The organism is Vibrio sp. A2-1 (genome assembly GCF_021728355.1).
Taxonomy (GTDB): Bacteria; Pseudomonadota; Gammaproteobacteria; order Enterobacterales; family Vibrionaceae; genus Vibrio; species Vibrio splendidus_K.
Window position 1 is genome coordinate 1 of record NZ_JAKKCO010000004.1, and the last position, 26,094, is coordinate 26,094.

24 protein-coding genes are annotated in these 26,094 nt (G+C 44.5%); 9 read left to right on the forward strand and 15 right to left on the reverse strand.

Translation table 11 applies throughout. The annotated features are described in order from the left end of the window. A partial coding sequence (locus tag L3V33_RS14485) for an integrase core domain-containing protein (RefSeq protein WP_150330743.1) occupies nucleotides 1-93 on the forward strand: 93 nt, incomplete at its 5' end. A gap of 73 nt (nucleotides 94-166) precedes the next feature. On the opposite strand, the gene L3V33_RS14490 is transcribed toward L3V33_RS14485, so the two are convergent. After that, on the reverse strand, nucleotides 167-1,471 hold the full coding sequence (locus L3V33_RS14490) for an inosine/guanosine kinase (RefSeq protein WP_004734568.1): 1,305 nt from the start codon (nucleotides 1,469-1,471) through the stop codon (nucleotides 167-169). A 102-nt stretch (nucleotides 1,472-1,573) separates the two neighbouring features. Next, a complete protein-coding gene (locus L3V33_RS14495; protein WP_004734567.1) occupies nucleotides 1,574-1,843 on the reverse strand; it encodes a hypothetical protein in 270 nt (89 codons plus the stop codon). Nucleotides 1,844-2,046: 203 nt separating this feature from the next. Here L3V33_RS14495 and mnmA point away from each other — a divergent pair, with 203 nt between their 5' ends. The 3 genes from mnmA to purB all read left to right on the forward strand — a co-directional run bounded on the left by mnmA (nucleotide 2,047) and on the right by purB (nucleotide 5,363). Beyond that, nucleotides 2,047-3,183: a tRNA 2-thiouridine(34) synthase MnmA gene (gene mnmA / locus L3V33_RS14500; RefSeq protein WP_114633226.1), complete on the forward strand. Its 1,137-nt coding sequence runs from the start codon at nucleotides 2,047-2,049 to the stop codon at nucleotides 3,181-3,183. 48 nt (nucleotides 3,184-3,231) lie between these two features. Further along, complete coding sequence (gene hflD, locus L3V33_RS14505) at nucleotides 3,232-3,849, forward strand: high frequency lysogenization protein HflD (RefSeq protein WP_237290698.1); 618 nt, start codon at nucleotides 3,232-3,234, stop codon at nucleotides 3,847-3,849. A gap of 143 nt (nucleotides 3,850-3,992) precedes the next feature. Then, nucleotides 3,993-5,363, forward strand: coding sequence for an adenylosuccinate lyase (gene purB / locus L3V33_RS14510; RefSeq protein ID WP_017083261.1), 1,371 nt, complete (start codon nucleotides 3,993-3,995; stop codon nucleotides 5,361-5,363). Between the two features lie 261 nt (nucleotides 5,364-5,624). Here purB and htpX read toward each other — a convergent pair whose 3' ends face one another. Beyond that, nucleotides 5,625-6,488 (reverse strand): protease HtpX, encoded by an 864-nt coding sequence (htpX, locus tag L3V33_RS14515; RefSeq protein ID WP_010439977.1) that lies wholly within the window; start codon nucleotides 6,486-6,488, stop codon nucleotides 5,625-5,627. Nucleotides 6,489-6,765: 277 nt separating this feature from the next. On the opposite strand from htpX, the gene L3V33_RS14520 reads away from it, so the two are divergent. Then, nucleotides 6,766-6,933, forward strand: a complete 168-nt coding sequence (locus L3V33_RS14520) for a hypothetical protein (protein WP_017078977.1) — start codon at nucleotides 6,766-6,768, stop codon at nucleotides 6,931-6,933. Nucleotides 6,934-7,043: 110 nt separating this feature from the next. Here the strand turns inward: L3V33_RS14520 and bioD are convergent, their stop codons facing one another. Genes bioD through bioB form a run of 4 tightly spaced genes read right to left on the reverse strand, consistent with a single transcriptional unit; the run spans nucleotide 7,044 to nucleotide 10,778 of the window. Further along, nucleotides 7,044-7,727 (reverse strand): dethiobiotin synthase, encoded by a 684-nt coding sequence (bioD, locus tag L3V33_RS14525; protein WP_029225749.1) that lies wholly within the window; start codon nucleotides 7,725-7,727, stop codon nucleotides 7,044-7,046. Next, entirely contained in the window at nucleotides 7,724-8,527 is an 804-nt protein-coding gene (gene bioC / locus L3V33_RS14530; RefSeq protein ID WP_237290699.1) for a malonyl-ACP O-methyltransferase BioC, read from the reverse strand. The genes bioD and bioC overlap by 4 nt, the downstream gene beginning before the upstream one ends. Then, complete coding sequence (gene bioF, locus L3V33_RS14535; RefSeq protein WP_237290821.1) at nucleotides 8,528-9,739, reverse strand: 8-amino-7-oxononanoate synthase; 1,212 nt, start codon at nucleotides 9,737-9,739, stop codon at nucleotides 8,528-8,530. Then, nucleotides 9,726-10,778, reverse strand: a complete 1,053-nt coding sequence (gene bioB, locus L3V33_RS14540) for a biotin synthase BioB (RefSeq protein ID WP_114633222.1) — start codon at nucleotides 10,776-10,778, stop codon at nucleotides 9,726-9,728. The genes bioF and bioB overlap by 14 nt, the downstream gene beginning before the upstream one ends. A 160-nt stretch (nucleotides 10,779-10,938) precedes the next feature. Here bioB and bioA point away from each other — a divergent pair, with 160 nt between their 5' ends. Then, nucleotides 10,939-12,216 carry an adenosylmethionine--8-amino-7-oxononanoate transaminase gene (bioA, locus tag L3V33_RS14545; protein WP_237290700.1) on the forward strand — a complete coding sequence of 426 codons (1,278 nt, stop codon included), beginning with the start codon at nucleotides 10,939-10,941 and terminating at the stop codon, nucleotides 12,214-12,216. A 104-nt stretch (nucleotides 12,217-12,320) separates the two neighbouring features. Here bioA and L3V33_RS14550 read toward each other — a convergent pair whose 3' ends face one another. The 6 genes from L3V33_RS14550 to lrp all read right to left on the reverse strand — a co-directional run bounded on the left by L3V33_RS14550 (nucleotide 12,321) and on the right by lrp (nucleotide 20,180). After that, nucleotides 12,321-12,587: a DksA/TraR family C4-type zinc finger protein gene (locus L3V33_RS14550; protein ID WP_017073321.1), complete on the reverse strand. Its 267-nt coding sequence runs from the start codon at nucleotides 12,585-12,587 to the stop codon at nucleotides 12,321-12,323. A gap of 211 nt (nucleotides 12,588-12,798) precedes the next feature. Next, a complete protein-coding gene (gene serS, locus L3V33_RS14555) occupies nucleotides 12,799-14,106 on the reverse strand; it encodes a serine--tRNA ligase (protein WP_004734554.1) in 1,308 nt (435 codons plus the stop codon). A gap of 142 nt (nucleotides 14,107-14,248) precedes the next feature. Further along, nucleotides 14,249-15,604, reverse strand: coding sequence for a replication-associated recombination protein A (locus tag L3V33_RS14560; RefSeq protein ID WP_237290701.1), 1,356 nt, complete (start codon nucleotides 15,602-15,604; stop codon nucleotides 14,249-14,251). Nucleotides 15,605-15,668: 64 nt separating this feature from the next. Then, entirely contained in the window at nucleotides 15,669-16,265 is a 597-nt protein-coding gene (gene lolA / locus L3V33_RS14565) for an outer membrane lipoprotein chaperone LolA (protein ID WP_004734556.1), read from the reverse strand. Between the two features lie 75 nt (nucleotides 16,266-16,340). Further along, nucleotides 16,341-19,523: a DNA translocase FtsK 4TM domain-containing protein gene (locus L3V33_RS14570; protein ID WP_237290702.1), complete on the reverse strand. Its 3,183-nt coding sequence runs from the start codon at nucleotides 19,521-19,523 to the stop codon at nucleotides 16,341-16,343. 162 nt (nucleotides 19,524-19,685) lie between these two features. After that, nucleotides 19,686-20,180 carry a leucine-responsive transcriptional regulator Lrp gene (gene lrp / locus L3V33_RS14575; RefSeq protein WP_004734558.1) on the reverse strand — a complete coding sequence of 165 codons (495 nt, stop codon included), beginning with the start codon at nucleotides 20,178-20,180 and terminating at the stop codon, nucleotides 19,686-19,688. Nucleotides 20,181-20,336: 156 nt separating this feature from the next. Here lrp and ald point away from each other — a divergent pair, with 156 nt between their 5' ends. Next, nucleotides 20,337-21,461 (forward strand): alanine dehydrogenase, encoded by a 1,125-nt coding sequence (gene ald / locus L3V33_RS14580; protein WP_017107652.1) that lies wholly within the window; start codon nucleotides 20,337-20,339, stop codon nucleotides 21,459-21,461. A gap of 200 nt (nucleotides 21,462-21,661) precedes the next feature. Here the strand turns inward: ald and L3V33_RS14585 are convergent, their stop codons facing one another. Continuing rightward, a complete protein-coding gene (locus L3V33_RS14585) occupies nucleotides 21,662-22,870 on the reverse strand; it encodes a methyltransferase (protein WP_237290703.1) in 1,209 nt (402 codons plus the stop codon). 169 nt (nucleotides 22,871-23,039) lie between these two features. Then, nucleotides 23,040-24,014, reverse strand: coding sequence for an HTH-type transcriptional regulator CysB (gene cysB / locus L3V33_RS14590; RefSeq protein WP_237290704.1), 975 nt, complete (start codon nucleotides 24,012-24,014; stop codon nucleotides 23,040-23,042). 322 nt (nucleotides 24,015-24,336) lie between these two features. Here cysB and L3V33_RS14595 point away from each other — a divergent pair, with 322 nt between their 5' ends. Together L3V33_RS14595 and miaE are read left to right on the forward strand one after the other, a co-directional pair. Further along, entirely contained in the window at nucleotides 24,337-25,101 is a 765-nt protein-coding gene (locus L3V33_RS14595) for a hypothetical protein (RefSeq protein ID WP_004734562.1), read from the forward strand. A gap of 102 nt (nucleotides 25,102-25,203) precedes the next feature. Beyond that, nucleotides 25,204-25,998 carry a tRNA isopentenyl-2-thiomethyl-A-37 hydroxylase MiaE gene (gene miaE, locus L3V33_RS14600; protein WP_346730226.1) on the forward strand — a complete coding sequence of 265 codons (795 nt, stop codon included), beginning with the start codon at nucleotides 25,204-25,206 and terminating at the stop codon, nucleotides 25,996-25,998. The last annotated feature ends 96 nt before the right edge of the window (nucleotides 25,999-26,094 follow it).

Consider the following 26,094-nt stretch of genomic DNA (forward strand, 5'->3'; position numbering starts at 1 on the left):
ATGGTCGCCGAATCAGTAAAAATCTATAATGAATATAGGCCTCACACAGCTCTAAAATACAAAACGCCCGATGAAATACATCGAGCGTTTTAGTCAATCAAGTGTCAACCCATATCAGGACGGGTCATTCACTATTAGAAATATAAATGAAAAAGATAAAAATATCTTATCTTTCCCAGTATGCTTCTTCTAGACTGTCTTCTCTTTCAGGAAGGCCGCGAGACAAGCGAGGAGAGTGCTGAACCAACACTTCATAACTTGCACGGTTTGAATATTTACAAACTTGTGAGAAAGATGAATACGTTAGAAATGCATGTTGGTGCTTGCTAGAATTCGGTACATTTTCTTTATGATATTTATTTGCTGCCATATCATGTAATAAAGCCGACAGCGCCGCATCCCCTGCACCATTGGTATTTTTGATCTTTTCTGGACCACCCATGTAAGGCGCGATATGCGAATAGATTTTCGTTGGGTTGTCACATAACTCTTTATGTGCAGGACGGCTAAACTCATAGCGGTTAAATTCTGCAATCGAGCCTGGTAACAACGGCAATGAAGTTTCACGCTTCACCGCGTCTTCAGTATAACCCGCCATGAATAAGCCAACAGGGCCTGCCGTACATAGAACTAAGTCTACCCACTCTAGTGCTTTGTCTGAAGCAGCAAGAGGATCGCTTTCTCCTGTTAAGGCTTCAGCTTCGTCTTCATTCATTGCAACAACGGTGACGTGCTGTTCAAGAAAATCTTTCCAGAACTCTGGATCATCTTGAATAACAAACTTAGTACCAAGAGTTAAAACAACAGGCACATCGTATTTCTTCGCGTATTCGATAGCTTTCATTGTTGCTTCAGGCATAGGGTCACCTGGTTTACAACGAACTAAATACGCCGTTAATACTAAAGCAGAAGCACTTTTGAAAATTTTCTCAGGGATGCTTTCTGGTTTTAATTGGTTCATTTGTCCTTCGCTAATTGCGAAAGTACGTTCACCATCTTCTGTAATTAATGCAAAGCAGCGACCAATTGCGCCATCTACCCCTTGTAAATGGTTCAGATCCATTCTGCTTGATGTATTACATAAATAGCGGTAACCGTAACTACCAATTTTAATATCTTGGCTCATTACACCCAATAGCGTTGAACGGTCATCCGCAAGTACTGAATAGTTGTGTAATGTATTACCAATAGTGCCACCAGCGTATTCATTGGTGATCAGGCACTGTTCTTTTAATTCTTGATACAAGGATTCAGCAGCTTCATCACCAATTACCAGTGAGTGTCCCTTACTTAGCCCGTATTTTTCGATTAGCTCAGAACTCACTTTCGCTTCAATATCCACCAAAGTTTGGTCAATACCGATAATATGAGTACGTGACATTCTTTTGCTAGTTTGAGCTTGGCTTACTAAAGGATCACGAGCGTGAACCGGAAAATAGTGCTTTGATTTACGTTGTCCAGGGAATTTCATAAGGCTAGTCTAAGTCAAGGGGAAATAGGTGGCGGATTCTACCGCGCTATATTTAACGCGGCAATCTTTCAAACTATAGCAAACGTTTGCTAGGCTATTTTTTTATTCGCCTTCCATAAAGCTTAAGTCAGGTAGCATACCCAAATGCTCGGCGTAACGTTTTTGATTAAACTCAGCGCCGTTTTTCATTACATCAAATACTTCAATAGCCAGTGCACATGCCATAGCCGCAATCGCCTCTTCACGAGGAGTACCTGTCATCATTAAACGCATCAGCGTCTCTTTCACTTTTACAGGTTGGCCATCTTCAAGTTGGTTCTCGATAATCTCGATCAACTGTTCTTCTTGCATAAACTCATTTTGTTCAGACATTTTTTATCTCAGGTCTTGGATTTCGAGCGACTATGCCACATATAGATCTGACATCCTAGCGAGTCTCCTCGCGTTCATGCGATTATCTAACGAAGTCAGCGCAATATTTGTGCAAATGAAACTGTGATTCCGGTCTCGGATCTGTCGCGGTGTTTCTCTTTCTGTTAGAATCTGCGACCAAGTAATAGTAACGGTGTTTAGACATGTCAGATATCAGCTCTGGAAACAGCGAAAAGAAAGTAATTGTCGGTATGTCCGGCGGTGTAGATTCGTCAGTATCGGCGTATCTTCTTCAGCAACAAGGCTATCAGGTAGAAGGCCTTTTCATGAAAAACTGGGAAGAAGACGATAACGAAGAATACTGCACGGCAGCTGAAGACCTTGCTGATGCTCAAGCGGTATGTGACAAGTTAGGTATCCACCTTCACACTATCAACTTTGCAGCAGAGTACTGGGATAATGTATTCGAGTACTTTCTTGAAGAATACAAAGCGGGTCGTACACCGAACCCAGATATCCTTTGTAACAAAGAAATTAAATTCAAAGCATTCTTAGAGTTTGCGGATGAAGTATTAGACGCAGACTACATTGCGATGGGTCACTATGTTCGTCGTACTTTCCCAACTCAAGAAGAGCTAGACGCTGGCGTGAAACCAGAAATGCTACGTGGCCTAGACGGCAACAAAGACCAAAGCTATTTCTTATACACGCTAAGTTCAGATCAAGTGGCACGCAGCCTATTCCCTGTGGGTGAATTAGAGAAGCCTGAAGTGCGCCGTATTGCTGAAGAGCAAGACTTGATCACTGCGAAGAAAAAAGACTCTACCGGTATCTGCTTTATCGGTGAGCGTAAGTTCACTGAGTTCTTAGGCAAATACCTACCTGCTCAACCGGGTAATATCGAGACGCCAGACGGTCAAGTAATTGGTCAGCACCAAGGCTTGATGTACCACACTTTGGGTCAACGTAAAGGTCTTCATATTGGCGGCACTAAAGGTGGCGGCGGTAACGAAGAACCATGGTTTGTTGGTGAAAAAGATCTTAAGCGTAATGTTCTGATCGCGGTTCAAGGTAAAGACCACCCGCTTCTTAAATCAGAAGGCTTGTTCGCATCTCAGCTTCATTGGGTTAATCGCACACCAATTACTGGAGTTATGACATGCACGGTAAAAACACGTTACCGTCAAACCGATATTCCTTGTACAATCATCCCAATTGACGATGATAACATTAAGGTTATCTTCGATGAGCCGCAAATCGCTGTAACGCCAGGCCAGTCGGCTGTGTTCTACCAAGATGAAGTCTGTCTTGGTGGTGGTATCATCGAAAAACGCATCTAATCTAATCGAACGAACAATAAACGATAGAAAACAACTAGGAGTTACTACGTGGCTAATACACTTTATGACCGTACTATTGCTTTCGCTGGAATTTGCCAAGCTGTGGCTTTGGTTCAACAAGTAGCGAAAGACGGCCGTTGTGATAAAGATGCCTTCGAAGCTTCACTCAATGCCATTTTAAATACTAACCCAGCGAACACTGTGGGTGTATTTGGCCGTGAGGCGAACCTAAAGCTAGGCCTTGAATGCTTAGTAAAAGGTATCGACAGTACTCCTGCTGGTAGCGACATTACTCGCTACATCATCAGCTTGATGGCGCTTGAACGTAAACTATCTGCTCGCAATGACTCTATGTCACAGCTTGGTGATCGTATTCAAACTGCAGAGCGTCAAACTGAGCACTTAGATCTGTTTGACGAGCAAATGATCAGCAACCTTGCGAGCATCTACTTAGATGTAGTGAGCCCTATTGGCCCTCGTATTCAGGTTTCTGGTACGCCAGCAGTACTTCAACAGACATCGAGCCAACACAAGGTTCGTGCTCTGCTGCTATCAGGAATTCGAAGCGCTGTGTTATGGCGTCAAGTTGGCGGCAAACGTCGCCACCTTATCTTCGGTCGCAAAAAAATGATCGAGCAGGCTCAAATCCTGCTAGCTCGCATGTAATTTATTAGCTCGCGCCTCGTCGCGAGCTTGTTTTTTGTACCAACACAATTCTCACGCAAACGATTGCGCAATATGCGTGACAATTGAGATTGTTACTGGTATAAACCTCTCAAAATTTAGAAAACTCAATTCAGGAGAACACCATGGAACTGTCAGCATTGACTGCTGTTTCACCAGTAGACGGCCGTTACGGAAGCAAGACTGTTGCATTACGCAGCATCTTTAGTGAGTTTGGCCTACTAAAGTACCGCTCTATCGTTGAAGTTCGTTGGTTACAAAAGCTTGCAGCTACAGATGCAATCAAAGAAGTACCAGCGTTCAGTGCAGAAGCTAACCAGTTTCTTGATGAACTAGCTGCTAACTTCAGTGAAGAAGATGCTCTACGTATCAAAGAGATCGAGCGCACGACTAACCACGACGTTAAAGCGGTTGAGTACTTCTTGAAAGAGAAAGTTGCTGGCGTTCCTGAACTTCACGCTGTAAACGAATTTATTCACTTTGCATGTACTTCTGAAGACATCAACAACACCTCTCACGCGCTTATGCTTAAAGAAGCTCGTGACACAGTGATTCTTCCAGAAATCCGTAACGTAATTGATGCTATCAAAGCACTTGCGAACGAGTACCGTGATATTCCATTACTGTCTCGCACACACGGTCAGCCAGCTTCTCCTTCTACTATGGGTAAAGAGATGGCTAACGTTGCGTACCGTATGGAACGTCAATACAAGCAAATCGAAAACGTTGAGATCCTAGCGAAAATCAACGGTGCTGTAGGTAACTACAACGCACACCTTTCTGCATACCCAGAAGTTGAATGGCACCAGTTCAGCGAAGAGTTCATCACTGAATCTCTTGGCGTAACTTGGAACCCGTACACAACTCAAATCGAACCTCACGATTACATCGCTGAGCTGTTTGATGCTGTTGCTCGTTTCAATACTATCCTTCTAGACTTCGACCGTGACGTTTGGGGCTACATCGCTCTTGGTCACTTCAAGCAGAAGACTATTGCTGGCGAAATCGGTTCTTCTACAATGCCGCATAAAGTTAACCCAATTGACTTCGAAAACTCTGAAGGCAACCTTGGTCTAGCGAACGCAGTATTTAGCCACCTAGCACAAAAACTTCCAGTTTCTCGCTGGCAGCGTGACCTTACTGACTCTACAGTTCTTCGTAACTTAGGTGTGGGTGTTGGCTACGCAATCATTGCATACACTTCGACTCTGAAAGGTATTAGCAAGCTAGAAGTTAACCGTGCTGCGCTACTTGCTGAACTAGACAAAAACTGGGAAGTATTGGCTGAACCAGTACAAACAGTAATGCGTCGTTACGGCATCGAGAAGCCATACGAGAAGCTAAAAGAGCTGACTCGTGGTAAACGTGTAGATGGCGAAGGCATGCGTGCATTCATCGATGGTCTTGAAATCCCTGCAGACGAGAAAGTACGTCTAAAAGAGATGACGCCAGCGAACTACATCGGTCAAGCAATCGAGCTAACTGACAAGCTGTAAAATTCGAAGTTCGAATCACAGAATAGACTAAGGCTTCCCATGTGGAAGCCTTTTTGTTGCGTAGAACAAATGTCTCGAACAGTAGTCCCTAAGTAAACAACAGTCGTCAATCAAACCTGACTTGTCCTACTCACCTCCCCCATTCAAATACTGCAAGCCACATTAGACAAACATCCTTAAATGCCAAGATCAAAAAATGCCTCCCGAAGGAAGCCTTTAGAATACATATTGCCACTTAACGACAGCAGCTTGTGTTAGAAATTACATGTTACGTAAAGACGCAATACGCTTATCTAGCGGTGGGTGGCTCATTAGAAGCTCTGTTAGAGACTTCTTACCATTGATACCAAATGCCATCATAGAACCTTCTAGTTGTGGCTCATGGCTCACCTTTAGACGCTCTAGCGCTGCAATCATCTTCTCTTTACCCACTAGGTTCGCTGCACCTGCATCGGCATGGAATTCACGATGACGGCTGTACCACATCGTAATGAAGCTTGCTAAGAAACCAAATACCAATTCCAACACCATAGACACACCGAAGTACACCATCATGTTGCTGCCGCCCTCTTCTTCGTTGTCATTCGACGCAACAATGTTGGCGATGAAACGAGATAGGAAGATAACGAACGTGTTCACTACACCTTGCATTAACGTCATGGTCACCATATCGCCGTTCGCGATGTGGCTCACTTCATGCGCTAATACTGCTTCAGCTTCATCACGCGTCATGTTGTGCAGCAGACCTGTTGATACTGCGACCAATGAATCGTCACGCTTAGCACCCGTCGCGAATGCGTTGATGTCTGGCGAGTCGTAGATCGCCACTGTTGGCATACCAATACCAACTTGTTGAGATTGACGGCTTACCGTCTCCATCAACCAATGTTCTGTTTCGTTACGTGGGCTTTCAATGACCATGCCGCCTACTGAGCGTAGCGCCATTTTCTTTGACATCATTAATGAGATGAATGAGCCGCCAAAACCAAACACCGCAGCCATTAACAACAAGCCTGAAAGGCTTCCTGGTTGCATACCTGTGACTGCATATACAATATTAAGAACAACACTTAGTACCAATACAACCGCAAGGTTGGTTGCAAGGAACAACATTACTCGCTTCATTACTTATCTCCGCATGAAAGCTGTTTTTATAAAACTTATTGTTATAGACAAGGCAGACAGCAATAGATTCCAACCTTGAAGACTTATACTTACTTATACATATAGTCTTAGATTAAGAAAACAAGGTTAAGCATTAAATTGCAACATTTGATTACGAGATTGTAGATGAGTTAATCACGGTCTATTAGACCTAAGTCGTATGGTGTCGATATAACAATCCGTTTACAGTGACCTCAGATGATTTATTGGCTAGTCCATGTACAAAAAGGGAAGAATCATGGTTGAAGGTACTAACACTCAAATGGCTATCGATTTACTGTGCTGTCACCTAGGGATTACTGAAGAAGAAGCAAAAAAGCAGATTGGGATCCTAACACCACAAACGGCACAGACAAAAATCACAGAAACGCAACAAGCATTAATGGGACTGACAAAAGAACATTAATCCCAAACTTGTTCAAAAGACCCGTTTTTACAAACGTATGGTCTAAAGGCTTAAAATAGCAAAAGGGCTGCAATCGCAGCCCTTTTCTTATTTAGTACACAAGGTGAGAATTAAAGCGCAAGCAAAGGCTGCACATCAATGTACTTACCAATGTTCTTAGACTTTGCTCTTGGTACGTAAGGGATTTCACCTAACTTCGGCGCACCTAGCTTGTCTTCAAGCATCGCAATAATATCAGCATAATGTTCAGTGCCTGGATTAATGCGGTTCGCTACCCAACCTACTAGGTTTAGACCATCTGCACGAATCGCTTCAGCAGTTAACAGAGCGTGGCTTAAACAACCCAGCTTAATACCAACAGTTAGGACAACTGGAAGCTGCTCTTTCTTTACCCAACTAGATAAGTATTCGTCATCTGAAACGGGTACACGCCAACCACCAGCACCTTCAACTAAAACGATGTCAGAGTTTTGCTTATGCTGTTCTAGCTTCGCTGATAATACCGCTTCATCAACCACGACACCGTCATGCTTTGCCGCGATGTGAGGCGATGATGGTAGCAACAATGCATACGGGTTAACGTCTTCGTAAGCAACATCTTGCGTCGCAGCTTCTTGAAGGTGCAATGCATCACTGTTACGTAACCCTTCTGGGTATTGTTCACACCCTGCAGCAACTGGTTTATAACCAATTGTTGATAAATCCTGTGCGGCCAAAGCTTGAAGAATCGCTTTTGAAACCACAGTTTTTCCCACTTCGGTATCCGTACCTGCAATGAATAATGCATCAATCATAATTGAATAACCCCTAAACAAACTTGATATGTTGCTGGTAAGAAACCTTGATGGTTTTTAAACTCTCGATATTCCCGTTCAACAAGCTGCAACATGCGGCGACTTGTTAAACCTTGTGAGCGACCACTTACGTGATTAGCGCCGATACCTTTAAGGTCGCGCATCAGTTCAAACGCAGTGTCGTACCAAACGGTGATGGTGGGCAAGTCTAGTTGATGAGCAGTACAGCTAGATTGCGCTAACGCAATTTTTACCTGATTGATTGTAATAAAATGGTTAACGTGTTGATGTGCGTCAATTTTGGACCATGATTTTTCCAGTTCAAACAGTGACCCATCAAGCAAAGTTGAGAAAATCACACGTCCGCCAACCGCTACAACGCGCTTCATCTCTTTTAAAGGTGAGGATAAATCATCGCACCATTGCAACGCTAAGCTTGAAAAAACGATGTCAAAACACCCATCTTCAAACGGCAATTGTTCAGCATCGGCTTGCTGATATAAAGAAACCGATGCACCACAGCGCTGCTCTGCCCTTTCTAACATTCCAACAGAAAGATCAGCACACACCACTTCAGCACCACGCTTTACCATCTGCTCAGAGAAGTAACCAGTACCACAACCTAAATCGAGCACCTTTAAGCCAGAGAGGTCTCTCGGTAGCTCGTCTAGGAGTCTGTGACCAACATCGCGCTGAAACTCAGCGTGCTTGTCATACGTTGTCGCTGCTTTACCGAAGGCTTCGGCAATCGCACTCTTATCGTGGCCTACGTAATTATGCACTACTGCTTCTTGTGACATTTACTGAGCCTCTTTCTTTAATTCAAAGCTTGGTTCTATGCTTGGCTTGCTTCCAGAGTCGTTGCTTCGCTCTATTGCTTGAAGCAACGAGTCAGTTAACTGAAGAATCTGTTCCTGACTGTGATTGGCCGTTAACGTAATTCGTAAACGAGCAGTCCCTGTCGGAACGGTTGGTGGCCTTATCGCTGTTACCCAAACTTGGTTACGCTTTAATTCTTCGGCAATAGATAATGCAGCTTGGGCTTCGCCAATAACGAACGGCTTGATTGGGGTCTGAGTATCAATAAAGCCTTTCACGCCACTCATCTGCTCAGCATAAAGGGCGCCAAGTTCTGTCAACTTCTCACGACGCCACTCTTGCGTCTGAATCATCTTACAAGCATGAGACAAAGCCACCGCTTGTGAAGGGGGTATCGCTGTCGAATACACATGATGACGAGCAAACTGAGTTAAGTAGTCACCCACCTCTGACGAACAAAGAATCGCAGCTCCGGAAAGGCCGAATGCTTTACCAAAGGTCACCACCAAGATATCAGGTGAGACTTGTGCCGCACTGGAGCTCCCAGCCCCTTTATCACCTAATACGCCGATACCGTGGGCATCATCAACCGCCAACCAACTGTCGTATCGATGAGTCAGGTTAAATATCTGGCTAAGAGGCGCTTCGTCGCCATCCATGCTAAACACACCTTCAGTAACGACTAACGATTGTGGAGAGCGGCTTAGTAAAGACTCGAGGTGCTGAGTATCGTTGTGCTTGAAACGTTTCATTGTCGCAGGAGAAAGCATCCCCGCTTCCATCAAGGAGGCGTGGTTAAGTTTGTCTTGCAACAGAGAGTCGTCTTTTTCGAGCAGAGAAAACAACAAAGCTTGATTAGCACTGAAACCAGAACTAAAGAGAATGGCACGTTCAAAGCCAAGCCATTCACACAGCTGAGTCTCTAAATTTCGATGAGCAGGACTAAAACCTGTGACCAATGGCGATGCCGCACTGCCAGCACCATATTGGGAAAGTCCGGTTTGCCATGCATCAACCAGTTCAGGATCGTTTGCCAAGCCTAGGTAATCATTACTCGAAAAGTTAATGAAGCTAGAACCTTCACTATTAAGCAAAGGGCTATTGCTGTTTTCGAGTACCTTAAGTTGACGAGTTAACCCTTGCTCACGACGATGAGCAAGGGCACTTTTGATGCGAGATTTAAACAGTGGCATCGTAGAACATGTCATCTTTCGTTGGACGAGCAGCAACGCGCTCCACCACTTGATCTAACAGTTCATTTTCTTGAATTTCGTCAGGCTTTTGAGCCACCTGTTGGCTATTGATACCCAGCTTCTTAAACAACTGCATATCCGTGTCTTCGTCTGGGTTTGGCGTAGTCAGTAGCTTACAGCCGTAGAAGATAGAATTTGCACCCGCCATGAAACACATCGCTTGCATCTGTTCATTCATGTTCTCACGACCTGCAGATAGACGAACCGCAGACATTGGCATCATGATGCGAGCAATCGCAATCAACTTAATAAAGTCAAAAGACTCAACATCATCGACGTTTTCCATCGGTGTGCCTTTCACTTTTACCAGCATGTTGATTGGTACACTTTCAGGGTGGACTGGAAGGTTCGCTAGCTCGACAAGTAGACCTGCACGGTCATTAGTGCTTTCGCCCATACCAATAATGCCACCAGAACAGATCTTCATACCGGCATCACGCACGTGAGATAAGGTATCTAAACGATCTTGGTAAGTACGAGTAGTAATAATGCTGCCGTAGAATTCAGGAGACGTATCAAGGTTATGGTTGTAGTAATCCAAACCTGCGTCCGCTAACTCACCTGCTTGATCTGGCGTTAGCATACCCAGTGTCATACACGTTTCTAGACCCATGCCTTTCACACCTTTGATCATGTCAGTTAGGTGAGGCATATCGCGCTCTTTCGGGTTTTTCCATGCCGCGCCCATGCAGAAACGAGTCGAACCCGCGTTCTTAGCTTTTAGCGCCGCATCCAAAACACGCTCGACTTCCATTAAGCGTTCTTTGTCGACATCTGTTCGGTAGTGAGCACTTTGAGGGCAGTACTTACAATCTTCAGGGCAAGCACCGGTCTTAATCGATAACAGCGTACTCACCTGCACGTGGTTGTGCTCTTGGTACTGTCTATGAACAACTTGAGCTTCAAACATTAAATCCATAAACGGTTTTTCAAGCAGCGCTGTTACTTCAGCAACTGTCCAGTCATGACGAACTTCCACGTGTCGATCCTTTTTTATTTTCTTGATATTGCATCTCCATCAATAGAGATTGCATTTATGCTTGGCTAGTCTACCGACAAGCTTTAGACTGTCAACACATTGATAATATCAAAAGTTTACATCTGGTTATTTTTTAATCACACCAAGAATGGAAGTTACTATGGATCTCGCCTTTGATCGCCAGCATATCTGGCATCCTTACACATCAACGTTAACACCTCTGACCTGCTATCCAGTCACCAACGCAGACGGTGTTTACCTAGAATTAGAAGGCGGAAAACGAATTATTGATGGTATGTCATCTTGGTGGTCAACCATTCACGGCTACAATCATCCAGAGCTCAATGCTGCGGCTCACAGCCAAATCGATAAGGTTTCACACGTTATGTTTGGCGGTATCACCCACCAGCCCGCTATCGATTTATGTAAGAAGTTGTTGAATCTAGCACCCAGTAATCTTGAACATGTATTCTTGGCTGACTCTGGATCGGTAGCCGTGGAAGTAAGCCTCAAAATGGCGCTGCAATACTGGCACGCTAAAGGGCAACCTCGTTCAAAATTCTTAACACTGAGAGATGGCTACCATGGTGATACCTTTGCTGCGATGTCGGTGACTGATCCAGATAACTCGATGCACAGCCTCTACAAAGGCTTTTTGCCGGAGCACATTTTTGCCGATTCGCCAAAAACAGGCTTTTGGGATCAATGGGACGCGAACGACATCAACAGCTTTCGAGAGAAGCTGGCAAACCACCATCAAGAAGTCGCCGCGGTGATCTTAGAACCAATCGTTCAAGGTGCTGGCGGTATGCGCATCTACCACCCTGAATTCTTGAAACAAGTGCGCTTGCTGTGTGATGAATTCAACGTGTTATTGATCTTGGATGAGATTGCGACCGGCTTTGGCCGCACAGGGAAACTGTTCGCTTGTGAGCATGCCGACATTCAACCGGACATTCTATGCTTAGGCAAAGCGCTGACTGGGGGCTACATGACCCTTTCAGCAACGCTAGCAAGTAAAGAGGTTGCTGACACCGTATGTGGTGGTGTAGCGGGCTGCTTTATGCACGGGCCAACCTTCATGGGCAACCCGTTGGCTTGTGCAGTGGGTGCGGCAAGTTTATCCATCATTGAGCAAGGCCATTGGCAAAATCAGACTCAACAGATCGAACAGCTTTTCTCTGAGTTGCTCCCACCACTGCGAGAACATGAACTGGTTAAAGACGTGCGTTGGTTGGGTGCTATTGGCGTTGTTGAAACTCATACGCCTGTCGATATGGAAACCATCCAAGCACACTTTGTAGAGCAAGGTGTTTGGATACGCCCGTTTGGCAAATTGATTTATATGATGCCTCCCTTCATTAGCAAGCCTGAGCACATCGAGAAACTTGTTTCCGCTATTAATTGCGCATTAAAAGATCGCCACTGCTTTAAATAGAAGACAAAGCTATTACCTCTCCTTACTGGTTCATTTGCTATCTGCAATATTGAAGTTAAGGAGAGGCCGGTTCATTATTATCGACAATAGAGAACGACCGCCTTCTAACGAAGTTGGCTGTCTTTACTTGCTCTGCGATTGAACAATGAGTGACGATACGCAACGTGTTCAAACATGGACTGGCATCCAATACAGAAACGCACGCCTTTAATTGCTAGCCGTCTCTTTTCTGATATCTCATCACCGCACTCGTCACAATAATGCAAGCTTTCCCCACTTTGAATGTTCCCTCTTACACGAGAGATCTCATCATCAATGGTATTTTGAATTTGCTGACTGACGCTATCGTCACCTGCCCATCCTACGGCCATAAGTCCTCCTCTGTATTTGCATGAGAAAATTTGTACCTACCGCGGTAAGAGCGCATTATAACCATTTCTTAGTGATGTAATAATAACCAAAATTAGAGAAACACTATTACAAATGAGTAATGAAATTGGCCCTCAACTCACTGCTTTCCGGTGTAACAGGTAATAAAAAACCCAGCCGATTGACTGGGTTTTCGTATAACAGTTTTACTGATTAACCAATGTGCGTTACGCCGCCCATGTATGGCTGAAGTACTGTTGGGATAGCAATACGGCCGTCTGCTTCTTGGTTGTTCTCAAGAATAGCAACCATAGTACGACCAACAGCAAGACCAGAACCGTTTAGCGTGTGTACAAGTTCAGGTTTCTTCTCGCCTTTACGACGGAAACGAGCTTGCATACGACGCGCTTGGAAATCCCACATGTTTGAACAAGAAGAGATTTCACGGTATGTCTCTTGTGCTGGAACCCATACTTCTAAGTCGTAAGTTTTCGCAGAACCGAAGCCCATGTCACCAGTACATAGAATCACTTTACGGTAAGGAAGCTCTAGAAGTTGAAGTACTTTCTCAGCGTGACCTGTTAGCTCTTCAAGCGCTGCCATTGAGTCTTCTGGCTTAGTAATTTGTACTAATTCAACTTTGTCGAATTGGTGCATACGGATAAGACCACGAGTGTCACGACCGTAAGAACCCGCTTCAGAACGGAAACATGGAGTGTGAGCTGTCATCTTAAGTGGCAGTTCAGCTTCATCAGTAATCGTGTCACGAACCATGTTCGTTACCGGTACTTCTGCAGTAGGGATAAGCGATAGCGTTTTAAGAGGTACGTCACTTACTTGCTCAGTTAGCGGGCTTGTGTGAAACAAGTCTTCGCCGAACTTAGGAAGTTGACCAGTACCGTATAGGCTATCATGGTTCACTAGGTACGGTACGTACATTTCTGTGTAGCCGTGCTCATCAGTGTGAAGATCCAGCATGAACTGAGCAATAGCACGGTGTAGACGTGCAAATTTGCCTTTCATCACGATGAAACGAGAACCTGAGATTTTAACTGCACTAGCAAAATCAAGACCGCCAGACATTTCGCCAAGATCTACGTGATCTTTCACTTCGAAGTCGTAAGTCTTAGGTTGACCCCAACGAGAAACTTCTACGTTGTCGTCTTCATCTTTACCGTCTGGCACTTCTGCATCAGGTAGGTTAGGAATTGACATGGTGATCGTTTCTAGCTCAGATTGAAGCTCAGCCAATGTTACTTTAGCTTGGTCTAGTTCTGCGCCTAAGTTGCCTACTTCAGCAAGGATACGCTCAGCTTCTTCATGGTCGCCTTTTGCTTTCGCTTGACCAATGGACTTCGATCGAGAGTTACGTAACGCTTGCAGCTCTTCAGTTTTCATCTGAAGGGACTTACGTTTTTCTTCAAGTTCACGAATTGTCTCTACATCAAGGGTGAAGCCTCGACGTGCTAATTTTGCCGCTGTTTCATCCAGCTCAGCTCGAAGTAATTTAGAATCCAGCATTGCTAATCCTATGCTTTAGTTATTTGAATATTCAGTAGATTGCTACTGAATCACTGCTAAACCCCTAAAATTGGTGCTATTTCGACCAATTTCAAACGATTTAATTGAATTTTTATGACTAGGTAACGATATCCAAAAAAGACTACTTTTCATAGCGTTTTTGTGGGCTTTTTGCGTCCAAATCCGCCAGATAATCTAGCTTCTCGCCAATTTTAGTCTCTAAGCCTCGTTTTGTTGGGAAATAGTATTGCTTCTCTCCCATTTCAGGGGGCAAATACTTTTCGCCAGCCGCGTAGGCTCCAGGTTCGTCATGAGCATAACGGTATTCTTGCCCGTAGCCCATGTCCTTCATCAAAGTTGTGGGTGCATTCCGTAAATGATGAGGAACTTCATACTCAGGCAGATTGTGTGCATCCGTTAACGCTTGCTTCCAAGCGGTGTAAACGGCGTTACTCTTTGGTGCACACGCGAGATAAACAACCGCCTGTGCAATAGCACGCTCCCCTTCGGCAGGACCAATTCGAGTGAAGCAGTCCCAAGCGGACATTGCGACCTGCATTGCTCTGGGGTCAGCGTTGCCAATATCTTCAGAAGCAATCGCCAGCAAACGTCTTACGATATACAAAGGATCACAACCCGCAGCAATCATTCTTGCTGACCAATACAACGCTGCATCAGGGTTTGAACCGCGAATCGATTTGTGAACAGCGGAGATCAAGTCGTACCAAATATCGCCCTTATTATCAAAGCGAGCGACTTTCTCCCCTGCTACCTCAGCCAGCAACTGTAACGTTATCGCTTTCTCGCCTTTGTCGTTGTCTTCTGCCATGTCGTACAGCAGCTCAAGATAGTTGAGCGACATACGTGCGTCACCGTTGACCAGTTCAGCGAGGCGATCTAAGACGTTATCAGCAAAATCAGCTGTCACATCACCCAGACCGCGCTGTTTATCTTCAATAGCTTGGCGAATAACGAGAGAAATATCACCTGTATGAAGCGAAGTCAGCTTGTAAACACGCGCACGTGACAACAAAGCGTTGTTCAGTTCAAAGGATGGGTTTTCTGTGGTCGCGCCAATAAAGGTCACGGTGCCATCTTCAATGTGTGGCAAAAAGGCATCTTGCTGACTTTTGTTAAAGCGATGGACTTCGTCCACAAACAGGATCGTTCTGCGCCCTGCTTGTTTATTTTCACGCGCTTTTTCAATCGCGATACGAATGTCTTTAACACCCGAAGTTACCGCTGATACGCGCTCAACTTCAGCATTCGCATAGTTTGCTGCCACTTCCGCCAGCGTGGTTTTACCGGTGCCAGGAGGCCCCCATAAAATCATCGAATGAATATGGCCCGCTTCCAATGCTCTGCGAAGTGGTTTACCTGGGCCTAATATATGCTGCTGACCGATGTACTGTTCGACAGTTTCAGGTCTCATACGAGCAGCAAGGGGACGAAAATCTTCGTCCCCTGCAAAATCTAAGCTGTAATTACTCAATTGCAATCTCTTGATTCGTTGATGGCATCTGTGCCTATCGACGTACTACCAAATGATCTGCTTCATTAGATCAGTTTCTTTGGTCGTCGACCTCGACACCTTCTGGTGCCACAAAAGTAAAGCGGTCTGCTGCAGGTTTACCTAAGTCAACATTGCTAAAGGTAAACTCACCTTTCTGACCGTCTTGTTCAATCACGTTAAAGCCCTGAACAATGCCCTTTTCAGTGATCTTAATCTGGAAATCGCCCTGATTAGAATCCACAGCTGTTGGCGTTAGCGTAAATTGGTTACCCGTTTGTGCGACATTGTAGTTGTCCCAATCGCTTTCTTGGTTACGAGTCAGCAAGACAAAAGGTGTTTGTGATGTTGCTTGCTCTTGCCAGTAAATACTAACCTGCTCAATGAACGGGCTGTAGTACCACAAGCTTTGACCATCAGATACCAACACGTTTTCATCAGGGAAAGTCGTTTCCCAACGGAATAAGCTTGGGCGTGCAATCTCAACCGTGCCCTCGCCTTCCATCACAACATCACCATCAGGGCTAGTCACGACTTGTTTAAAGTCGGCGCTAAAACCTGCATTCAATGACAAGCGGCTACTCAGTTCTTCTTTCGGAGAAGCCAATACTGAAAAGCTCATAAATAAAAGTGCGAATACTTTTTTCATCAATAATCCTGTTAGAACATAAGTCGGTCATATTTTCGATTTGACCGACTTAATAGTTATGAGTTCCGAATGGAACTAATCTTTTGGTGGCGCTGGCGCTAAGACTTCACGGTTACCGTTATGGCCCGGAGTACTCACAATGCCTTGAGCTTCAAGCTGCTCAACAATTCGTGCCGCGCGGTTGTAGCCAATCTTGAATCGACGTTGCACGCCAGAAACTGAACCACGACGTGAATGGACAACGTGTTCTACCACTTGATCAAACAGAGGATCGACTTCTTCATCTCCTTCCATCTTCTCACCCGGCAATAGTGTTTCTGGGGTTTGGTCGCCGTTCGTAATCTCTTCAATATAGTTTGGCTTACCGCGTGCTTTCCAGTTGTTCACTACCGCGTGTACATCATCATCAGATGCAAACGCACCGTGTACACGAGTTGTGTGGCTTGAACCCGGTGGTAAGTACAACATATCACCCATACCCAATAATGATTCTGCACCACCTTGGTCAAGAATAGTTCTTGAATCTGTTTTGGTTGATACCGTAAAGGCAACACGTGTTGGGATGTTTGCTTTAATAAGACCAGTAATAACATCCACCGAAGGACGTTGAGTGGCTAAGATCAAGTGAACACCAGCCGCACGCGCTTTCTGCGCCAAACGTGCAATCAGTTCTTCCACTTTCTTACCGACTACCATAATTAAATCAGCGAATTCATCGACGACAACCACAATATAAGGCAGTTTTTCCAACAATGGTGCTTCAGGGTCCATGCTGTCGCCCGGCTTCCATAGTGGGTCATGGATTGGGTGACCCGCTTCCGCGGCCATCTTCAATTTGTCGTTGTAGCCTTTGATGTTACGAACACCTAGAGCCGACATCAGTTTGTAACGACGTTCCATTTCACCTACACACCAACGAAGGGCGTTAGATGCATCTTTCATGTCAGTCACAACTTCAGACAACAGATGTGGAATACCTTCATAGATAGATAATTCCAACATTTTCGGGTCGATCATGATGAAGCGAACATCTTCTGGTGATGCCTTGTAAAGCATACTCAATATCATCACGTTTACACCGACAGACTTACCAGAACCGGTTGTACCTGCAACCAGAACATGTGGCATCTTCGATAGGTCAGCAATAACCGCTTCACCAGCAATATCTTGCCCTAGAACAACGGTCGTTGGTGACTTCGCTTCTTGGAACTGAGGGCTGCCCACCACATCGGAGAAGAATACGGTTTGACGGCTCATGTTCGGCAATTCTAAACCAACATAAGGTTTACCCGGTATTACCTCGACGACACGTACTGCCAATGCAGAAAGCGAACGAGCTAAGTCCATAGAAAGGCCAGAAATACGGCTTACTTTGACGCCCGGAGCCAGATCGAGTTCAAATCGAGTGATGACAGGACCTGGGAAAATATCAACCACATCAGCTTTGATCTTGTAGTCCGCTAGCTTCGATTCAACAAGACGAGCGATCGCCTCTAGTGCATCGCGGTCAATAAAGGTTTCGCGTTTTTCAGGGTGGAACAACAACTCAAGCGTTGGCAATGGTTCGGCCGGTTTCGGTAAGTTAACATCTTGCTGTACCAGGAACGGGTTTTGTGTCGCCGCCATGTTCGCTTGTGCCTCAGAGACAAGGCTTTGGAAGGCTGCAACATCTTGGTCTTGGTGAAGAGGCTCTTCTTCTGTTACCTGTTCCCAAGGAAGATCAACCGTTGGCTCTTGAGTTTGTTCGTTTGATTGCTCAAATTCTGAATTATTTTGTTGGTTAACTAAAGACTCAGATTGCTCTGCATTATCTTCTTCAGTCGATACAGGCTCGAACTCTGAAGGCTGCTCATAACTTTGTTCTTCAGCCACATCAAACGGTGATGCTTGTACTGAGAAATCGTGTTCGCTTGGTTCTTCTGGTTCGCCCATTGGCGAAGCGTATAACGATTCAGGTTGAACATCTTCCGTATCGAATTCGCTCTCAACTTCTGGAGTGCGATCAACTTCTAAAGTGCTATCGACTGCTGACTCAGCACTTTCAAGGCCAATATCAGTAGGGACAACTTCTGGTTGGTCGTTCTGCATGTATTGTTGGTACGCAGCCTGAGATTCGTGAGCATCAGTCTGATCTTGCTCAGCAAGATCATCTTCATACATAGCGGCATTTTCTAGCTGCTCTATCGTCGCATTCAACTGCTTCGAGCGCTCAATACCTTCTTCTAAAGGTTCTTCTGGCGCGTGGTAAACAGGAGCGACAGAGATAGGTTGCTCTGGTTGAATTTCAGGTTGAACTTGCGGTGCTTCATAAGTAGAAACCTCTGGCTTAGCTGGAGCCTCTACTGGCATATGGATATTGTAATGACGCTTCGACGTTGCACTGTTGTCCAACGCATTGACGCTAGTGTCTGAAGAGTCGTTGGTCGCAGAGAAGCTCATCGCTGGGTCGATCTGATCTTGTTCTGCTTCTTTATACCCTTCTATAGCCTTACCTTCGATAAGATTGTCTTCTAACGCAGGGACATCACGGAAAGTCGGATTTTGATGACGTTCTGTTAGAGAATCTCTGTCTGTCGATTCTTTCAATTCAGGCTCAAGTAGCTCTTGATCTTGGCCACGAGCCTTATTAACAGCAGATGTAAAAAATTTAATGGCACATTCGCCTAGCCATTCCACAATACTTAACCAAGAAATTCCGGTTAATAGCGTCAAGCCAGCTCCCCATAAGAAAAGAAGAACCAGCGTACTACCGAGAACATTTAACGTGGGAAGCGCAAGGCTTGTTAGTACATCCCCCACGACGCCACCTGACGAAAAGTACCAAATGTCGTCAAAGTTGATATCGGCTAGACCGCAACTAGTAAGAATAAGGACAGTAAGGCCAAGTAAGCGAGTGCCCCACAGCATGAAATCGATCTGCTCGTCTTCATTACGTTTACGGAATAATACCCACGCAGCAACCGTTACCAAGATAGGTAAAGGGTAAGCCAAAGAACCAAACACAAAGAAAAGCGTATCCGCCAACCATGCACCTAGGTAGCCACCCGCATTTTGAATGTCACCACCCCACGCCGTTTGCGACCATGATGGGTCTGCAGGACTAAAAGTTAATAACGCAACGGCAAGTAGAATAGAGAAGAGAACACCCATAATCAGGCTGCACTCTTTTAGACGTTGAGAACCATTCAAACGAGGAGACTGAGGCTCTTCACTCGTTTTAATGATTGTTTCTACTTTATTACTGCTCTGCTTGAACATAAACCAACTTAATAATTAAACGGAATAAAACATCTCGAGCGACCAAAGCCGCCCGTTTCAATGAAACTACTGTTGATTTAACCATATCAAACAGAAAAACCCAATTCCAGAAAGCAAGAAAGCGGAACAAATGTCCGCTTTCTTTCATTTCACCAATTGTGACTAACGAGTTTTAATCACAAGTTGATTGGTTTGTTTCACTTCTTCCATTACTACGTAAGTTCGAGTGTCGTTTACGCCCGGTAGACGAAGTAACGTATCACCCAGTAGCTTACGGTAAGCACCCATATCCGATACACGTGTTTTTAGAAGATAGTCAAAATCACCCGACACTAAATGACACTCTTGGATGTCATCCAGTTTCTGCACAGCGGTGTTGAATTGTTCGAACACATCTGGAGCACCACGGTTCAACGTAATTTCAACAAACACTAAAAGTGAAGCATCAAGATACTGTGGGTTCAGCAACGCTGTGTACCCAGTAATGTAACCTTGACGTTCTAAACGACGAACACGCTCAAGACATGGAGTGGGAGAAAGTCCTACTCGTTTTGAGAGTTCAACGTTTGAGATACGACCGTCTTTTTGCAACTCATTAAGAATGTTGCGGTCAATACGATCTAGTTCCTTGGACGGCTTCTTATAATTGTCTGCCATTTTTTATTCCACCTTATTACTTCCTTGCAAAAAAATATACTACAACTTTTTAATATTCGGTATCAAATTCTATCTGAACCTATCTATACTAGATATTAATTCGACAGAATTACCCTACACATAGATAAAACAACCATAATATAATGAGGAGTCAGGATGATCATTGGCGTACCGAAGGAAATCAAGAACCACGAATACCGCGTTGGTATGACCCCAGCTAGCGTGAGAGAACTAATCTCACATAGCCACCAAGTTTTTGTTGAAACCAATGCCGGTACTGGTATCGGTTTTTCAGACGATGATTACATCGCTGTAGGCGCATCCATTCTTCCTACTGCTGCTGACGTTTTCGCGAAAGCAGAGATGATTGTAAAGGTTAAAGAACCTCAAGCTGTCGAGCGAGCTATGCTTCGTGAAGGGCAAATATTATTTACCTATTTACACCTTGCACCAGATTTTCCACAAACGGAAGAGCTAATCAAGAGCAAAGCTGTCTGCGTAGCCTATGAGACTGTAACAGATAATATGGGTCGCTTGCCACTATTAGCACCAATGTCTGAAGTCGCTGGTCGCATGTCTATTCAAGCAGGTGCACAAACACTAGAAAAATCTAACGGTGGTTGTGGCCTTCTTCTTGGCGGCGTTCCTGGTGTTGAACCAGCGAAAGTTGTTGTTGTTGGCGGCGGTGTTGTGGGTGCTAACGCAGCACGTATGGCTGTTGGCCTTCGCGCAGACGTAACCATTCTTGATCGCAACGTAGATACGCTTCGTCGTCTTGATGAAGAATTCCAAGGTCGCGCAAAAGTGGTTTACTCTACTGAAGACGCTATCGAGAAGCATGTTCTAGAAGCAGACCTAGTGATTGGTGCAGTACTGATCCCAGGTGCAGCAGCGCCTAAATTGGTTACAAAAGATCACATCGCTAAGATGAAGCCAGGTTCAGCTGTTGTTGACGTTGCAATCGACCAAGGTGGTTGTTTCGAAACTTCACACGCAACCACTCACGCAGATCCAACTTACATTGTTGATGACGTAGTTCACTACTGTGTTGCTAACATGCCAGGTGCCGTTGCTCGTACTTCTACTTACGCGCTAAACAACGCAACACTTCCTTACATTGTTAAGCTAGCGAACAAAGGCTACCGCGAAGCACTTCTATCTGATGAAGGCTTCCTAGAAGGTCTTAACGTTATTCACGGTAAAGTAACTTGTAAAGAAGTTGCTGAAAGCTTTGACCTAGAATACGTAGCGCCTGCAGAAGCAATCGCGATGTTTAACTAATAATGTAATGGCTAACTGAACGCAATAACCTTCTCGTTGAAGCGTTCAGTTAACTCATACGCATTAAACAAAAAGCCAGTACGACATTATGTCGCGCTGGCTTTTTTACATTTATAGCTTTGTCTTGTATTTATAGCTTCATTTTTCATTTATGACTTTGCTTTTATGAGTTTAGATCGTAAAACACGCAACAATTCTGTTTACTGATAACGCTCGACTTTAGCCCCATGAATCAATAGGTTTCTTGGCGTAATACTGCGTTCACAGAACTCTTCAATCGAAGCTTCATAGCCTTGTTCTTGCAGATAGATGGCACGATCTAAAGCCAACCATATCTCCAATGGGCGTCTAAAGACTTGTTGTACTAAGCTCAACTTCTCCATTTCCCAAAAAAGCGCCTCGCCTTGGGCTAAGTAGAAATCAAAATAGACGTCTGAACCCAGCGAAATTTTTTTCACTTCAGATGCCCAGCGACAGAATGATTCAAAGCCCTTAGACAGCTCTGATTTTTTAATGCTTGGTACCGGAATGTATTCGTCGATATGACGTTCAGCTTTGAGCAGTTTGCTGAAGCCCAAACGATAACTCATCTCTAGTTGGCGATGTCTCTTTACTCTTTCACCACCAGTGACGGTTTCTTGAAGCGGGATTCTTAAATCACTTTTACTTAGGGCTAATGCAGAGCTTTTCGCGACGGAAGACATGGCTTGGTAGTTTTCACCACGAATAAGATGGTAGCAGCAAGGAGAAATGGTCACTGCAGGAAGCCCATGTGAAACAGATTTCTTCACTAGTTCAACATGAAGGTCGCCACAAGCATGAAGAGCAACAGCATGTTGATTTGAGTTAAACACCCGATCTGCATCTTTTGAAAACGCGTCACCTTGAACAAAGTTCATATCTAGATGTTGAGCATCTGCAATCTTTTGCCCGCTTTCACACAGTGACTGTTGCCACTCAAAGCTAGTGACCTTTTGATCTGACTGCTGAGATAAGATTCGACCGAGAAAGCCTTTGCCAGAGCACCATTCAAGCCACTCTTTACCGTGATGGTGTTCAAGTGCAGCCTCTCCCATCGCCACGATTTGTTGCAGCTTTCTGCCGGGAATACCACCAGCAGCACCACGAGGGAGGTCTAATCCAACCAAAGCCGTATTATCAAACTGGATATTTTGGTTAGCAGCATCTAATCGAGGGAGGAAGCGAGTCAGTTCCTCGACCAAAAGCTGAGGCTGCTCTTTTAACGTTTGAATGCGCTCAATACTCAAACTTTCTAACCAATCGACAAGTGGGCGATTCACATCTTTCCATGGTTGATGGTGAGTTTGGCATAGGTGAAAAGGCTCCGAACGCCAATAGACTTGGTGCTCTAACAAGAATGAGTCGAGTATTGTAAATCGTGAATGCATGCTTCCCCCTATGGTGCGAGGATTGTAGGGGTAAGAGGCCGAAATGGAAAGGAAGGATACAAATTGAGGTTGTATAAAGACAACCTACCAGCAAGCAAACCACAAATGAGCTTAAATAAAAACGGCCTGTAAACAGGCCGAATTAGGAATCTAGGTAAGACTATGACCCTTAGCGAACAGGTAGGTCGATATCTTTAAACATCTCTTCGATTTCTTCATTCGATTTCAAAGAAATAGCTTGTTCAACCACAGGACGAGTTAAGTGTGGTGCAAAACGCTCCATAAAATCAAACATGTAAGAACGCAGGAAAGTGCCTTTTCTAAAGCCAATGCTTGTGGTGCTAGCACCAAATAGGTGGCTCGCATCAATAGCAACCAAATCTGTATCATGCTCGTGGTCAATCGCCATACTCGCGATTACACCAACTCCGATCCCCATACGAACATAAGTTTTAATTACGTCTGCATCCGTCGCGGTAAACACAACACGAGGTGTTAATCCTACTTTGTTGAATGCAGTATCAAGCTCAGAACGGCCAGTAAAACCAAATACATAAGTCACGAGAGAATAAGCAGCAAGATCTTCAATCGAGATAGTTCGTTTTTGCGCGAGAGGATGATCTTTAGTTACAACGATTGAACGGTTCCAGTGATAACAAGGTAGCATAATTGCATCTTGATAAAGGTGCAGCGCTTCCGTTGCAATCGCAAAGTTCGCAGTCCCTTTAGCGACCGCTTCTGACATCTGGCTTGGTGTACCTTGGTGCATGTGAAGCGACACTTTTGGATAACGTGCCGTGAAACCTTTAATCACATCAGGGAGCGCATAACGAGCTTGAGTATGAGTGGTTGAAATATTCAATGTGCCCATCTCAGGGTGAGTGTGCTCACCCGCTACTGCTTTAATACTCTCTACACGTGCCAAAATCTCTTGAGAGATACGAATAATATCCTCACCAGCTTGTGTAACCTGAGTTAAATGCTTACCGCTACGTTCAAAAATCTGAATGCCTAGCTCGTCTTCAAGTAACCTAACTTGCTTACTAATGCCGGGCTGAGATGTATACAAACTCTCTGCTGTCGCTGAAACATTTAGGTTATGGTTTAGAACCTCAACAATGTACTTCAGTTGCTGTAACTTCATATCTAACCTCGTAATCCTTTACTCATTTCTGCGCTAACTTATTTGCAAATAGAGCTTTATAGTCTCGTGTAATATAATTAATAGTTATAACGCTTCGAGAACCAAAATGACAGAAATAATGAGTTTTTCTAGCTTAACAAACAAAAACATCACTAACGCTTTGCAACCTACACCTCATTCTCATACATTAGTTGGTAAGTTTTGATTGCCGATTGTGCTCAACAAGAGATAATCAGAAATTGCAATTTACGAGTGCCGATACACAATGGAATCGTGTATCCTCTCAAGTTAGCTATAGAAAACAACAAGCAGACACAAATATATGAATATTGGTTTAATAATCGCCTTAGTCGCCGTTCTTTTGGTGTTGGTTTTAGGCTACAACATCATGCTTCAATACAAAGTTAAGGTAGAAACAGCGAAGAAACAGGAAGCTTCTCGTTATCTAACCATTATTGACGGAACAGAAGAGTTGATTGGCAATGCTCATCACATGCCGTTTAGCCAAGATCTTCTTATATGCTTAAACAATCGAATTCTTGATGCGTTAGAAAACATGTATCAGCTCGACCCCAAAAACAAGCAGCTTGCCCAACGCATTGAAAGCGTAAAACAACAAATCACTCAGCTTAAAGAGAACTACCAAGGTGGTGAAAGTACTACCTTCCGCGTTCCAAGCAGTGACAAACAAGCGATCATGATGCTGAAGCTAGTTAAGCGCCTACGTGATACGGTCCGTAACGAGCACAATAAAGGCCGCTTCGAGACTCAAGCTTATGTGGTTGAAAACGCTCGTTTAGAGACGATTCAAATTCGCATCAACATCGAAAATGTTATCAAGCGTGCAAACGACTCGATTTCTCGCGGACAGCCAGGCACAGCAATTCAGTTACTGCGTAAAGGTATCGACGCATTAGCAACTAAGAACGATTCATACTCTACTCAAGCGAAAGAAAAGCTTCAGCAGATGCTTAACGATCTTGATCAGAAGCGCCAAGATAAAAACGCGCAAGATTTACAACAGATCGAATCTAAAGAGCGTGACGAAGACATGGACGCCCTCTTCGGTCAGAAGAAGAAATGGTAACTGTCTAACGCAATACTTAAAGGCCGCTTATTTACATTAAATTAGCGGCCTTTTTTGTACCTGTTGAATTTCCTTTCTCTGTATAGGGAGATCTCTTGAGCTGTGATAAAATCCCGCATTATCAACAAACTTGCCCTGACCATGTATCAAGAATTATTAGCTCCAATCCACTCTTTTCTTAAAGCTGAAACGCCAGATTCATGGATCGATGAAGCCAAAAAGCCTGAAAACCTTCACATCATTCTACGCGATCACATGCTTTGTGAGCTTAAGGCGGCACAGAGTGCTTTGTTCCTTATCCGCAAGTACGCAGTTGATAAAGAAAGCGCAAAGCAACTGAATGAGTGGATTTTGCCCTACGAGCAATTTGCTTACCGTCGTATCGGAGACTTAGAGTCTCTGCGTGGTAAAAGCAACGTATCAAAGCAAATTACAGCGAAAGAAGGCTGTAATTACGGCGCTGACCTGATCGATAAAATGGTATTGCTGATCAAAGAAGAGCTGCATCATTTCTACCAAGTCATGGAATTGATGGTAAAGAAAGGCGTCACTTACCAACCGATTGAAGCGGGTCGCTACGCTAAGGGTTTAATCAAGCAAGTCAAAACTTACGAACCCGACGCTCTAGTTGATAAGCTCATCATCGGTGCGTTTATCGAAGCTCGCTCTTGTGAACGTTTCGCTAAATTAGCTCCATTCTTGGAAGAAGATATGGAGAAGTTTTACGTGTCTCTGCTTCGCTCAGAGGCTCGTCATTACCAAGATTACCTTGAGTTAGCAGAGCAGATCGCAGGGAAAGATATCTCAGAGCGTATTGCTCATTTCTCGCAAGTAGAAGCGGAACTTATCACTTCAGAAGACAGCGATTTTAAATTCCATAGTGGCGCTCCGGTTTAGACTAGGCAAGATAACTCAAGTCCAGACCAATTCAATGCCTCATACACAAATGAAAAGGCCTCGAACACAAATAAGAAGGCCAGCAATTTGCTGGCC